Raw genomic sequence first — 12,547 nt, 5'->3', positions numbered from 1 at the left:
ATAATGAAACTAATCGTTATAACCAGACCTACATACTTCGTAGAAGAAGACAAAATCATCACAGCCCTTTTCGATGAAGGGCTGGACATCCTTCATCTACGTAAAGTTGACTCTATTCCGGTATATGCCGAAAGATTATTGACGTTGATACCGGAAAAATACCGGAAACGTATCGTTGTGCATGACAATTTCTACCTGAAAGAAGAATACAAACTAAAAGGAATCCACCTGAATAGCCGGAATCCGTTTATCCCCGATAACTATTCGGGGTCTGTCACTACATCCTGCCACACACTGGAAGAAGTGAAAGAGAAGAAGCCCCATTGCGAGTATGTCTTTCTCAGCCCGATATTCGATAGCATCTCCAAAGAGGGATACCAAGCCGCTTTTACCCCTGAGCAAATACGTACGGCGGCAAAGAGCAACATTATCGATAAAAAAGTCATCGCATTAGGAGGCATTGATGAAAGCAACATCTTACAAGTGAAGGACTACGGATTCGGCGGAGCGGCTATCCTGGGAGGACTGTGGAACCAGTTTGACGCCGGACACGATTACAATTACAGCCAGCTGCTCGAACATTTCCGAAAGCTGAAACGGCTCGCCGACTAACGTTTTTGGAATATTCGTTTGTCCGGCTTGAAGAAATGGCGTAACTTTGCATTTAAATATTAGCCAATATTATCAAAAATACAATGAGCGAAACATCTACCTTTAAAGTATTCTCGGGAACAAACTCGAGATACCTTGCAGAAAAAATTTGTAAAAGCTTAGGTTGCCCGCTGGGTAACATGAACATTACACATTTCGCCGATGGCGAATTTGCTGTATCTTACGAAGAATCTATCCGTGGGCAACACGTATTCCTCGTACAGTCTACCTTCCCGAACTCTGATAACCTGATGGAACTTTTATTGATGATTGATGCAGCCAAACGCGCATCAGCCAAACGTATCATCGCCGTTATCCCTTACTTCGGCTGGGCACGACAAGACCGCAAGGACAAGCCCCGTGTATCCATCGGTGCCAAATTGGTGGCAGACTTATTAAGCGTAGCGGGCATTGACCGCCTGATTACCATGGATTTGCATGCCGACCAGATTCAAGGATTCTTTGATATTCCGGTAGACCACCTGTATGGCTCTACAATTTTTGCTCCGTATATCCAATCGCTGCACTTGCCCAATCTGGTTATCGCTACTCCAGACGTAGGCGGTTCGAAACGTGCCAGCACGTATGCCAAATACCTGGATGTACCTTTGGTATTGTGCCACAAGACACGTGAAAAAGCCAATGTGGTAGCATCGATGCAAATCATCGGTGACGTAAAAGGGAAAGATGTGGTATTGATTGACGACATGGTAGATACAGCAGGTACCATCACCAAAGCAGCTGACATCATGAAAGAAGCGGGAGCCAACTCGGTACGTGCCATTGCAACACATTGTGTTATGTCGGGCCCGGCTTCCGAACGCGTACAAAACTCGCAACTGGAAGAACTGGTATTCACCGACAGCATCCCGTACTCAAACCGTTGTGCCAAAGTGAAACAGCTTTCTATAGCCGACATGTTTGCTGAGACGATTCGCCGTGTATTGAGCCACGAATCTATCAGCTCGCAATATTTGCTTTGATTTCTTATGAAACGCAGATTAACCCAGATTCTCGCTGATTCATAATTAAATAATATAATATCCGCGTCAATCTGAGCTAATCTGCGTTTTTAATAAAAATTCCTCATGAAAATCCTTTGGCTTGACCTGAACAGTTCGTATGCACATTCCTCGTTGGCTTTGCCCGCCTTGCAAGCCCAACTCATCGGGCGTGCCGATATAGAGTGGGACATTGTTTCTGCAACTATCAATGAAAATCCGGGCATGGCGAGCGCTGAAGTATTCCGTCGGAAACCAGATATCGTAGCCGCTACCTGCTGGCTTTTCAATCATGAAATGTTACTTCACACTTTGGGACGTATCAAGGCTTTGCTCCCCGATTGTTGCATCACACTGGGAGGTCCCGAATTTTTAGGAGATAATGAAAGGTTCCTACGTAATTATCCTTTCGTGAATTGTGTATTCCGAGGCGAAGGAGAAGAGGTTTTCGCACGCTGGCTGGAAATATGGAATAAGCCGGAAGCATGGCACACCATAACCGGCTTATGTTATTTGGATACAGTTTCCACCTACCACGATAACGGACGTGCACAAGTGATGCATTTCGACCGGCTTGTCCCGCCCGAAGAAAGCCCGTTCTTCAATTGGAGCAAACCTTTCGTGCAACTGGAAACTACACGCGGATGCTTCAATACATGCGCCTTTTGTGTAAGCGGAGGCGAGAAACCCGTACGCACCCTTCCCATTGAAACCATCCGAAGGCGAATCTCCTTGATTCAGGAGCACTACATCCGGAATATCCGGGTGCTCGACCGGACTTTCAATTACAATACCCGTCATGCCCGCGCCTTACTCGATTTATTCCGTGAATTTCCAGACATCCGTTTTCACTTAGAAGTGCATCCCGCCCTTTTATCCGAAGAGCTGAAAGAAATACTTGCCGCCATGCCAAAGGGACAATTACACTTAGAGGCAGGCATTCAAAGCCTCCATCAGGAAGTGCTGACCGTCAGCCGGAGAGCAGGAGACTTGGCAGATGCCCTGTCCGGTCTGGAATTCTTATGTGCTTTGCCCAATTTGGAAACCCATGCCGACCTGATAGCAGGATTACCTTTATATCATTTAAAAGAGATATTCGATGATGTCCGTACGTTGGCTTCTTATCGTGCCGGCGAAATTCAATTGGAATCTCTAAAGCTTCTTCCCGGAACGGAAATGCGCCGGCGCAGCCCGGAATTAAGCATCAGCTACTCTCCTTTTCCTCCATACGAAGTGTTGAAAACCAACGAAATCACTCCCGACGAACTTCAAACGACACGCATGTTATCACGCCTCATAGACGGATTCTACAATGCCAAACCTTGGCAAGAAATCACTCGCCGGTTGATTGTGGAAGAGTCTGAATTCTTGCACCGGTTCTTGGAGCATCTGACTCGTATCGGCGTCATTGACCAGCCCATGAGCCTGGAACGGCGTGGCATCCTACTCTATAAGTTCTGTCAAGAGAACTATCCGGCTTACGAAACCGCCGTGACACTTGCATGGATAGAAGCGGGCATGTCGCTCAAGAAAGAACCAGCCTACCGCGTCCGTACCAAACACGTATTACCTCCCGAACATTGGGAGGTGCTCAATGGTACTTATCACGAAGAATTGCGTCTCTGCCTGCTTCCGCCTGCCGAAAACGAAGACATTACGTATTGGTTTGGCTTCGAACCTGAATCGCAACAAACCAAACCGGTATTCAAAGCAAGGACTTTATAAATCATTCATTATTAACTGTTAACTGTTAACTAAAAAAATACCATGAACCGAATTTGCCGACTATTCAACATTAAATACCCCATCATCCAAGGTGGAATGGTATGGTGCAGCGGCTGGAGATTAGCTTCTGCCGTAAGCAACGCTGGAGGGCTTGGCTTGCTGGGAGCAGGCTCAATGCACCCCGAAACCTTACGCGAGCACATCCGTAAGTGTAAAGCAGCTACCGACAAGCCTTTTGGAGTAAATGTACCGCTCATGTATCCCGAAATAGATACTATCATGCCAATCATCGCCGAAGAAGGCGTAAAAATCGTTTTCACGTCGGCAGGCAGTCCAAAGAAATGGACTGACTGGCTTCACGAACGGGATATCCTCGTGACACACGTAGTGGCTTCGTCCAAATTTGCAGCCAAATGTGAGGAAGCGGGCGTAGACGCTATCGTAGCCGAAGGATTCGAAGCCGGAGGGCATAACGGACGAGAAGAGACCACTACCATGTGTCTCATCCCTGCCATTCGCCGTACATGTACTCTGCCCCTATTGGCTGCAGGAGGCATAGCGACTGGCGAAAGCATCCTTGCCGCACAAGCCTTGGGAGCCGACGGCGTACAGATAGGAACCCGATTCGCATTAACCGAAGAAAGCTCGGCACACTTCTCGTTCAAAGACCGGTGCCTGCGCCTGAACGAAGGCGACACGATACTGACACTGAAACAACTTTCGCCTACCCGATTGGTGAAAAATGAATTCTACAAACGGGTTGAAGAAGCAGAACTGCGCGGTGCATCAGTAGATGAACTTCGTGAGATCTTAGGACGTGGACGAGCCAAGTTGGGTATATTCGAGGGTGAAATCTTCGAAGGAGAAATAGAAATCGGTCAAGCAGCCTCCCTCATTCACCGCCTGCAATCGGTAAACGAGGTAATGAAAGAACTCATCGAAGACTACAACGAAGCGCTCAACCGCATGCAAGCTAATCAACAGATGCAATTATAGTCAATCAGAAATGAATTGCAAAAAATCTGTGTAGTCCTTTGTATTGAACACAGAGACACGGAGAAATAAGAAGCTGTTTTGAATTTCTCCAAAAAGTTTTTCTTGGCTTGATGTATTCGTTTTCGTGTGTGCTTTGGGCGATTTTTTGGTCCTTTTCGCTCCTGTTCTTCGTCAGATAGCCCGCTATCTTCCTCATCACAGAAGCGAAAATGCCTCAAAAACTCATCCCAAATCAGCGCACGATAAATTCAAAACAGCTTCTAAATAGATAGAGTAAGCAAAGGCCATAGAGCCAAACTTTTGCTCCGTGAACTCCGTTCTCTCAAAAAAAATAACACTCTGTGCCTTTGTGTCTCTGTGTTCCATTCCATTTTCCGCAAACCTATTTTAATGCAAAATCAATAATTTTGCGTATATTTGCCTCACATAAAAGAACAAAACCATGCAAATACAGATTCTTAAAATAAACGGCACCGCTAAAGAATTGTATCCACTGGTCGGTCCGCTGGTAATGAACCCGGAGGTATTGAAATACAACAACCGATATCCCTTCAAGACAGGGAAAAACTTTGAATGGTACATAGCCGTAAATGAAGCGAATGATGAAACCGTAGGCTTTATTCCTCTTGAATACAAAAGCCACGAAACGTCCATCAATAACTACTATGTACAACAAGAAGGACACAATGAAATCCTCAACCGGTTAATAGAAGCCGTATGGCAAAATATGACCAAAGACATGCCGCAACTGACCGCATTGGTACAAACACGACACGCTGCCTTATTCAAAGAACAAGGGTTCACCACAACCAAAGAATGGAAACTTTACCTCAAAATGCAGAAAACTAAATGAAGAAAGAACAACCCATAACTAAAAACGTGTACGAACTGGCACAAGAACGGCTTGACATCATCTTCAAGGAATTTGACAATATCTACGTCTCTTTCTCAGGAGGAAAAGACAGCGGAATATTGCTGAATATGTGCATCGATTACATACGGAAGCACAAGCTAAACCGAAAAATAGGCGTCTACCACATGGACTACGAAGTGCAATACAAGATGACTATCGACTATGTAGACCGCATCTTTGAAGCAAACAAAGACATACTGGAAATATACCGGATATGCGTACCGTTCCGTGTGGCTACCAGCACTTCAATGTATCAATCCTATTGGCGTCCATGGGAAGAAGATAAAAAAGACATGTGGGTACGCGAACTGCCGAAGTATGCCATGACCGCAGACAATTTTCCCGGATTCAAGCAGGATATGTGGGACTATGATTTCCAGATTTATTTTGCCGACTGGCTCCATCGAAAGAAAAAAGCGTCACGTACCTGTTGCTTGGTAGGCATCCGCACACAAGAAAGTTTCAACCGCTGGCGGTGCATTTACCAAACTCCCAAAGTACTTTTATATCACCGTTATATCTGGACATGCAAAATCAATAATGACATTTATAATGCATACCCGATATACGACTGGCGTACGACCGATGTATGGGTTGCCAACGGCAAATTCAAATGGGATTATAATCATTTATACGACCTTTATTACAAAGCAGGCGTAAGCATCGAACGCATGCGTGTAGCAAGTCCGTTTATCAGCGAAGCCATCGAAAGTCTGGCTCTTTATAAAGCCATCGATCCCAATACATGGGGACGTATGATAGGGCGTGTAAATGGAGTGAACTTTGCCGCTATCTATGGAAGCAGCCATGCAACAGCCCGCCATCGCATCAAACTTCCGAAAGGATATACGTGGAAATCCTTCATGTTCTTCCTTCTTTCCACCCTTCCTGAAGAAACACGGAACGGATATTTACGCCGCCTGGACGTAAGTATCAAATTTTGGCGGACCAAAGGAGGCTGTCTGAGCAACGAAGTCATTCAGAAACTGATTGACGCTAAAATTCCTATTGAAATTGTCGATAAAAGCAACTATAAAACCACCAAGCATCCTGTACGAATGGATTATTTAGAAGACATTGACATCGCTGAATTCAAAGAAATACCAACTTACAAGCGAATGTGTATCTGCATCCTGCGCAACGACCATGCATGCAAATATATGGGCTTTTCGCCGACAAAGGAAGAAATCAGTAAAAAGAACAAAATAATGGAAAACTATAAACACATTTGGAGATGAAGAAAAAAGAAGAAACACTGGAATTGTTTCCCGAACAAGAGCAAGAACAAAAACAAGAATATAAAAGCCCCGTATATAACGTAATAGCCGTACCGATAGAAAAAGTATGCGCAAACGATTATAACCCGAATGTGGTAGCTCCTCCTGAAATGAAACTGCTGGAACTTTCTATCTGGGAAGACGGATTCACCATGCCGTGTGTATGCTATTACGACCACAATAATGACAAATACATCATTGTAGACGGGTTTCACCGCTATACCGTTCTTAAAAAATCCAAACGCATTTATGAACGTGAAAAAGGCATGTTGCCCGTGGTAGTCATTGACAAGGATTTATCCAACCGGATGGGATCGACCATTCGCCACAATCGTGCACGAGGAACGCATAACGTAGACCTCATGTCGCATATTGTTTCAGAATTAGACAAAGCAGGCATGAGCGACCAATGGATTATGAAAAACATCGGTATGGACCGCGATGAACTTTTGCGCCTGAAACAAATATCCGGGCTTGCCGAGCTTTTCGCGGATAAAGACTTTACGATACCTCAGTCAAGACCGGTCTACAACATTGACCCGGACAATGCGGAAGAAGGGCAAGTGAAAAACATTGAAAATGATAAATGATGAATGAAGAATGAGCGAATGGCTACACTTCTTCATTCCTCATTCCTCTCATTTCCCTCCAGCTTCGCTTTAATACGCTCCAACAAAGTTATGCATCCTTGCATTCTTTGGGTTTCACGGTAATTCTCCGCTTGCAATTTCAAATATTTTAATGTAGTCTGCAAATCAGGAATATAAGTACTCTTATCCAATTGCATGTTAGCAGGCAAATCCTGATTATCAAACCATTGGAATAGTGCTTTTAAATCTTCTTCTGTGTATAAATGCCTTTTGTATTCTTTCATTTTATCTTCATTTTTATATAATCAGAACGGATAACCGACAGCAAAATGAAAAGCAAAATCCCGCCCAAAATCAGGCGAAACAATCGGATAGCGGTCTCTCCCCGTGTACATCGGATTTATAGCTTTCATTCCTCCATCGAAACGTAAAATCAAGAAATCCAAATCGAACCGGATTCCCAATCCATAAGATACAGCCAACTGTTTATAAAAACGGTTAAACTTAAACACACCCTCAGTTTGCGTTCCTTGAGAACGGATGTTCCACACATTTCCGGCATCAATAAAAACTGCTCCATTCAGTTTCCAGAACAGGTATGTGCGGTACTCCACATTCAAATCAAGCTTTATATCTCCTGTATGATTAACATAATCAATCGTATTCCCGTCGCCCCGATACGAACCGGGACCTAAAGAACGGACCCGCCAACCACGCACACTATTGGCTCCACCTGAAAAATAAAGTTTCTCGAAAGGCAAGCTTTTCGAATTCCCATACGGACAGGCAATACCCAATCCTGCATGAAACACCAATGAGTTACGTTCATCAATCACAAAATTCTTGGCAAAATCAATGTCCATCTTTACATACTGTGCAAAATCAATATTCGCCAATTGATAAGCATCACCGTATCGGGGTTTCTTATGTACCAGCTTGGAAAGGCCATAAAGCAAATTACCCGACTCTTCAATATTAAAACGGATGGAATATGAATTGTGCTTGGCTGCATTTATCGCATTCCCCCCGACGCTATTGTAAGTATAAGTATATCCCAAACGGATGATAAACAAATCCTCATAACTATGCCGCAGCAAAGGATTTATCTGATCCATACGGTCCAAATAGGCATTGAACGCCTCCGACGTATAGGGCATATAGATATAGTTAATATCGAGCAAATCAAACCGATGCGTAGCTTTCCCTCTCCGAGTCCAGCGGTAACTCCAGGCAGCAGCAGCCAGTGTACGTTCAAATTCAGGACGAATCTGCCAATTATATTTCACACTTACCTCAGAAGTAGCCCGAATACGCCGCTTGAAATCAGAAGACAAAAACGGGAACATGAACTCCGGAAAGTTCAAGCTGCTCTCTATACCGTATTCCATGTAATGGCTGTTGGCATACCCTTCCAGTCCGCTTACCGCCTCGTATGCCCCTCGAAGCTCAAGAGTAAAAGCCTCCGAGCCTTTGAACAGATTGCGATGGGTAAAAGAGACGGATGCCGCCGCCCCCAGGTCTCCGGCAGAATTGGTACCCTCTATCTCGAACGATAAAGCCTTATTCTTGTTCTTCGAAAGAAAAATGTAAGCATCCAGCCGGGTGGAATCGCCCGGCAATGCCACCTCATTAAACCGGATATTCGAATATTTTAAGATAGACAAACGCCCCAATGCAGAATAAGTGTTCTGCACATTCCGATTACGATATAAATTTCCGGGAATCAAATAATTACAATCAGTCAACACTTTGGGACGTAAAAAAGGCTTTCCTTTATAAAACACGCCTGTACCGCCGGAACTTATCGAATCCAGCCCGCGCAAGGCATCTTCGGACAACTCAGAGAAATCAGCATCCAATACATAATTTACATTCCGAAGCGTATATTGGCGGTGCGGTTGGGGCAAGTCTTCCTTTGTGCGCCGGTATGGAAGGAGCTTCAAGGTCAAATCTACCTTATGCGTATTCAGCATCGTATCTGCCTGATAAGTGATGAAATCTTTATTGAAACGGTAATATCCCTGATTCTGCAGGTACTGGGTAATACGCTGACGTTCGGCATCAAGCACATTCACATCAAACCGCATGCCTTCGTACAAACCAGCACGTACCGGATCTTTAGCCAAATAATCAGCTATTTTCGCATCCGAGATATCATACGCCAAGCGTTCTACCACATACGGTTCGCCTGAACGGACCGTATAATACACCTTCATGCGGTTTCCGTCCGACACCTCCTGCAAGCCGACTGATGCCCCCATATATCCCATATTCTGCACCGCCTTCTCCATTTCGCTCCGGGTTTCCTCGGCTAAAACAGGGTCGTAAATCACCGGAGCCTCACCAATCTTACGCCAAAAACGGTTAATCCACTTGGTTGAGTCCAGCCCCGATGCACCATAAATATACATGGGAAGCTTTACCAGACTAAACCATTTGGCATTGGATTTCTGACGTACATACAGATTCATTTGAGAAGGCTTGATTTCCTTATTATCCGATTCTATCTTCACATTGTCCAACAAATAACTTCCCTCCGGAATGAATTTGCTGACCGAACATCCAGCCAACATCAAGACGAGAAAAGCCAACAGAATTAATATCGCAAGCGGTTTGTTCATATTAAAGGAAGACAATGCAAATTTATTCGACAAAGATAGGCAATTATTGAAAATATCTTCTTAGCTTTGCTCAGAATATTTGGTATTTTTAGAAGAAAACCGACATGCTCAGTAAAAACAAGATAAAATACATCCATTCACTGGAGTTGAAAAAGAACCGGAAAGAAGAACAAGCTTTTCTTGCGGAAGGCTACAAACTGGTAGAAGAACTGTTGGGACATTTTCCTTGCCGGATCGTCGCGGGAACAAAAGCCTGGCTTGACCGGCATCCGCATTTGCATGCCGAAGAAATTTTCGAAGTAAGCGAAGAAGAGCTTACACGCATCAGCCTCCAGAAAAACCCGCAAGAAGTACTGGCTGTCTTCGAGCAACCCGTATATGAGTGGAATATAAACACCGCTGCACACTCGCTATGCCTGGCGTTGGACGATGTACAAGACCCCGGAAATGTGGGCACCATTGCCCGAATAGCCGATTGGTTTGGCATTGAACACGTATTTTGTTCCCAAGGTACTGCCGACATCTATAACCCCAAAACAGTGCAAGCCACCATGGGCGCCATCGCACGGGTACAATTCCATTATTGCAACCTGCCGGAATTTATCCGGTCCGCCTCTGCTCAGGATATACCGTTGTTCGGAACATTCCTAAACGGGAAAGATATATACGGAGAAAACTTAGAAAATCATGGCATTATCATCATGGGAAACGAAGGGAATGGCATCAGCACCCCGATAGCCCAATGCATCACACATCGCCTGTTCATTCCCAATTACCCGCAAGGAAGATCCACCAGTGAATCATTGAATGTAGCGATAGCTACCGCAATCGTATGCGCTGAATTCAGAAGAAGAGGATAAAACGCGGTAAGCACGGCATGAAGCGCCGGCTTCATACGCCCCGGCTTGCCGCGTAATGCGGTGCAAGAAAGCCTGAAAATCTTCCCGACACTCCCGTATAAGCGGGAAAGGAGATACGATAAGCACCCCCGACAGCCATTCGGTATGCGCCGTTTCTTCAGCTAAAGGCAATACACGGATAACTTCTCCGGTTTCGTCCAACTCGATTACCGATGCGGATACCCATTCCGCCTGAGGCAAAAGATAAATACGATGCGCCGCTATCCGTCTCATTTCCGGTTCTCCATTTTCCGCATGGGCTGCATTTGCTTGCTGTCGATAGTCCTTACATTTTCTTTCTCTATCGGCTTTTGAACCTGCCCATCCGAATCCACGGTATCCTTTACCGCTTTTTCCGTACCGGAAGACTCTTCCGGTTTCCCCTGATTATGATAACGGGTGAGATGAATATCATCAATCAACAAAGATACATCCGGATGCTTTTCGTTCGAATAATAAATAAATCCGCTAATGCTTTGAATGGTAAACGACGAATCCGGACGCAGATACAAACGTTGCTTACCCGAACGGGTTACAATGCGGGTCAAACCTTGTACGCTGTCATTATCAAAATAAAAATTGAGTGCCATAACCGCTTGCCCTGATGCCGCTTTCGAAGGTATAAAATGGAAATCAGCCTGAAGTTCCATCGCATCCTGAGGCTTAAACGTCGTATCGGTTTTTAAGTCGAATACAAGCTTGTTGGTCAATGAAGAAGCGGAAAGCCAATACAGCGTACGGTCCTGCCATACATCAACCGTATCGCCCGACATAGATACATCAATCTGATTATCCCGCCTTGCCACCTGTTCCTTCATCTGTTTCTCCTCACGCCCCAAGCGTTCTTTCAGATTCTTGTAAATCGTAGCCAATTCCTCGGTATGGCGGGTATACCATACCATCGACGAGTCAAACTCGGCCTCGGTCACCTGATGCTTTTGGAAAACATAATCCAAATAAGCGTCTTTCTTGTACGTCTCGTTATAAGGAAGCGAAGCACTCATGGTAGAAGCCAAATGATAATCATACAACAAGCTTTCCATTGCATCCGGCTGGATGATATCATCGGGAATCTTCTTTCCGCACGCGGACAAAAGCCCTAAGGCAATCACTGTATACAACGCTTTCCTCTTCATGACTTACTTTTGCTTTACTTCTTCTTTTTTCTGAAACTCCAGCCCCAAGGTATGGCTATAGAAAATCAACAGGGCAATCATGCCACAACTGATGGAGGCATCGGCAAAATTGAATATAGGACTAAAGAATATGAAATGTTCGCCTCCACAAAAGGGCATCCACTCGGGCCAATAGGTATCAATAATCGGGAAATAAAACATATCGACCACTTTCCCATGCAGCCAATCGGCATACCCCTCACCCATCGGAACCCATTGGGCAACCGAATAGGAAGTGCTTGCACTGAACACTTCACCGTAGAAAACACAATCAATAATGTTTCCCAACGCTCCCGCAAGGATGAATGCCAGGCATACGACATAGCCTGTCTTCAGTTTCTCCTCCCTATGGGTCAGCTTATACAGATACCACGTGATAAAGCATACCGCCACAATCCGGAATAAAGTCAGGAAAATCTTGGGAAGGAATTCCATACCGAAAGCCATCCCGTTATTCTCCGTAAAAAAGATGTAAAACCAATCGGTGATACGGATATGCTCGTGCAAGTACATGCCTGTCTTTACACAAATCTTGATTACCTGATCGATGACTAATACCAATACAACAATTAAAGCCGCCAGACGCCCTTGCGTCAGAATCTTCTTCATCTATCCACTATATTATAGGTGACAAGTAACGAGTTGACAAGCTGACAAGGTTCTTTCAGACATTTTATCTTTCTATCTTAAAACCTTGTC

The 12,547-nt window shown here is 44.8% G+C and carries 13 protein-coding genes; 8 read left to right on the top strand and 5 right to left on the bottom strand.

The features are described from left to right. The first annotated feature begins 3 nt into the window (after positions 1-3). From BACSA_RS18155 to BACSA_RS18125, 7 genes are all read left to right on the top strand, one after another. Positions 4-612 (top strand): thiamine phosphate synthase, encoded by a 609-nt coding sequence (locus tag BACSA_RS18155; protein WP_013619482.1) that lies wholly within the window; start codon positions 4-6, stop codon positions 610-612. 83 nt (positions 613-695) lie between these two features. Beyond that, positions 696-1,634, top strand: coding sequence for a ribose-phosphate pyrophosphokinase (locus BACSA_RS18150; protein WP_013619481.1), 939 nt, complete (start codon positions 696-698; stop codon positions 1,632-1,634). 105 nt (positions 1,635-1,739) lie between these two features. Continuing rightward, positions 1,740-3,377: a B12-binding domain-containing radical SAM protein gene (locus BACSA_RS18145; RefSeq protein WP_013619480.1), complete on the top strand. Its 1,638-nt coding sequence runs from the start codon at positions 1,740-1,742 to the stop codon at positions 3,375-3,377. 42 nt (positions 3,378-3,419) lie between these two features. Continuing rightward, positions 3,420-4,373 carry an NAD(P)H-dependent flavin oxidoreductase gene (locus BACSA_RS18140; RefSeq protein WP_013619479.1) on the top strand — a complete coding sequence of 318 codons (954 nt, stop codon included), beginning with the start codon at positions 3,420-3,422 and terminating at the stop codon, positions 4,371-4,373. 442 nt (positions 4,374-4,815) lie between these two features. Beyond that, entirely contained in the window at positions 4,816-5,226 is a 411-nt protein-coding gene (locus BACSA_RS18135) for a hypothetical protein (RefSeq protein WP_013619478.1), read from the top strand. Then, complete coding sequence (locus tag BACSA_RS18130; protein WP_013619477.1) at positions 5,223-6,524, top strand: DUF3440 domain-containing protein; 1,302 nt, start codon at positions 5,223-5,225, stop codon at positions 6,522-6,524. The genes BACSA_RS18135 and BACSA_RS18130 overlap by 4 nt, the downstream gene beginning before the upstream one ends. Next, positions 6,521-7,153: an IbrB-like domain-containing protein gene (locus BACSA_RS18125; RefSeq protein WP_013619476.1), complete on the top strand. Its 633-nt coding sequence runs from the start codon at positions 6,521-6,523 to the stop codon at positions 7,151-7,153. Before BACSA_RS18130 ends, BACSA_RS18125 begins: the two co-directional genes overlap by 4 nt. A gap of 32 nt (positions 7,154-7,185) precedes the next feature. Here the strand turns inward: BACSA_RS18125 and BACSA_RS18120 are convergent, their stop codons facing one another. Then, positions 7,186-7,437, bottom strand: coding sequence for a DUF6965 family protein (locus tag BACSA_RS18120; protein WP_013619475.1), 252 nt, complete (start codon positions 7,435-7,437; stop codon positions 7,186-7,188). 21 nt (positions 7,438-7,458) lie between these two features. Next, positions 7,459-9,774, bottom strand: coding sequence for a translocation and assembly module lipoprotein TamL (gene tamL / locus BACSA_RS18115; protein ID WP_041584119.1), 2,316 nt, complete (start codon positions 9,772-9,774; stop codon positions 7,459-7,461). A 104-nt stretch (positions 9,775-9,878) separates the two neighbouring features. On the opposite strand from tamL, the gene BACSA_RS18110 reads away from it, so the two are divergent. Beyond that, on the top strand, positions 9,879-10,634 hold the full coding sequence (locus BACSA_RS18110) for a TrmH family RNA methyltransferase (RefSeq protein ID WP_013619473.1): 756 nt from the start codon (positions 9,879-9,881) through the stop codon (positions 10,632-10,634). Here the strand turns inward: BACSA_RS18110 and BACSA_RS18105 are convergent. The 3 genes from BACSA_RS18105 to BACSA_RS18095 are packed head-to-tail and all read right to left on the bottom strand — an operon-like array spanning position 10,575 to position 12,457. Next, positions 10,575-10,907 carry a hypothetical protein gene (locus BACSA_RS18105; protein WP_013619472.1) on the bottom strand — a complete coding sequence of 111 codons (333 nt, stop codon included), beginning with the start codon at positions 10,905-10,907 and terminating at the stop codon, positions 10,575-10,577. The genes BACSA_RS18110 and BACSA_RS18105 overlap by 60 nt on opposite strands. After that, on the bottom strand, positions 10,904-11,809 hold the full coding sequence (locus tag BACSA_RS18100) for a DUF4296 domain-containing protein (protein WP_013619471.1): 906 nt from the start codon (positions 11,807-11,809) through the stop codon (positions 10,904-10,906). The genes BACSA_RS18105 and BACSA_RS18100 overlap by 4 nt, the downstream gene beginning before the upstream one ends. Before the next feature lie 3 nt (positions 11,810-11,812). Next, positions 11,813-12,457: a lipoprotein signal peptidase gene (locus BACSA_RS18095; protein ID WP_013619470.1), complete on the bottom strand. Its 645-nt coding sequence runs from the start codon at positions 12,455-12,457 to the stop codon at positions 11,813-11,815. Between the last annotated feature and the right edge of the window lie 90 nt (positions 12,458-12,547).

The sequence above is a fragment of the Phocaeicola salanitronis DSM 18170 genome, from assembly GCF_000190575.1.
GTDB classification, from domain to species: domain Bacteria; phylum Bacteroidota; class Bacteroidia; order Bacteroidales; family Bacteroidaceae; genus Phocaeicola; species Phocaeicola salanitronis.
The sequence above is the reverse complement of the archived record's forward strand: the minus strand, read 5'-3'. Positions and strand labels throughout refer to the sequence as shown.

Excerpts from the sequence above, each read along its gene's own strand:
- BACSA_RS18155 (WP_013619482.1), top strand. The coding sequence starts at position 4 with ATGAAACTAATCGTTATAACCAGACCTACATACTTCGTAGAAGAAGAC.
- BACSA_RS18150 (WP_013619481.1), top strand. The coding sequence starts at position 696 with ATGAGCGAAACATCTACCTTTAAAGTATTCTCGGGAACAAACTCGAGA.
- BACSA_RS18145 (WP_013619480.1), top strand. The coding sequence starts at position 1,740 with ATGAAAATCCTTTGGCTTGACCTGAACAGTTCGTATGCACATTCCTCG.
- BACSA_RS18140 (WP_013619479.1), top strand. The coding sequence starts at position 3,420 with ATGAACCGAATTTGCCGACTATTCAACATTAAATACCCCATCATCCAA.
- BACSA_RS18135 (WP_013619478.1), top strand. The coding sequence starts at position 4,816 with ATGCAAATACAGATTCTTAAAATAAACGGCACCGCTAAAGAATTGTAT.
- BACSA_RS18130 (WP_013619477.1), top strand. The coding sequence starts at position 5,223 with ATGAAGAAAGAACAACCCATAACTAAAAACGTGTACGAACTGGCACAA.
- BACSA_RS18125 (WP_013619476.1), top strand. The coding sequence starts at position 6,521 with ATGAAGAAAAAAGAAGAAACACTGGAATTGTTTCCCGAACAAGAGCAA.
- BACSA_RS18120 (WP_013619475.1), bottom strand. The coding sequence starts at position 7,437 with ATGAAAGAATACAAAAGGCATTTATACACAGAAGAAGATTTAAAAGCA.
- tamL (WP_041584119.1), bottom strand. The coding sequence starts at position 9,774 with ATGAACAAACCGCTTGCGATATTAATTCTGTTGGCTTTTCTCGTCTTG.
- BACSA_RS18110 (WP_013619473.1), top strand. The coding sequence starts at position 9,879 with ATGCTCAGTAAAAACAAGATAAAATACATCCATTCACTGGAGTTGAAA.
- BACSA_RS18105 (WP_013619472.1), bottom strand. The coding sequence starts at position 10,907 with ATGAGACGGATAGCGGCGCATCGTATTTATCTTTTGCCTCAGGCGGAA.
- BACSA_RS18100 (WP_013619471.1), bottom strand. The coding sequence starts at position 11,809 with ATGAAGAGGAAAGCGTTGTATACAGTGATTGCCTTAGGGCTTTTGTCC.
- BACSA_RS18095 (WP_013619470.1), bottom strand. The coding sequence starts at position 12,457 with ATGAAGAAGATTCTGACGCAAGGGCGTCTGGCGGCTTTAATTGTTGTA.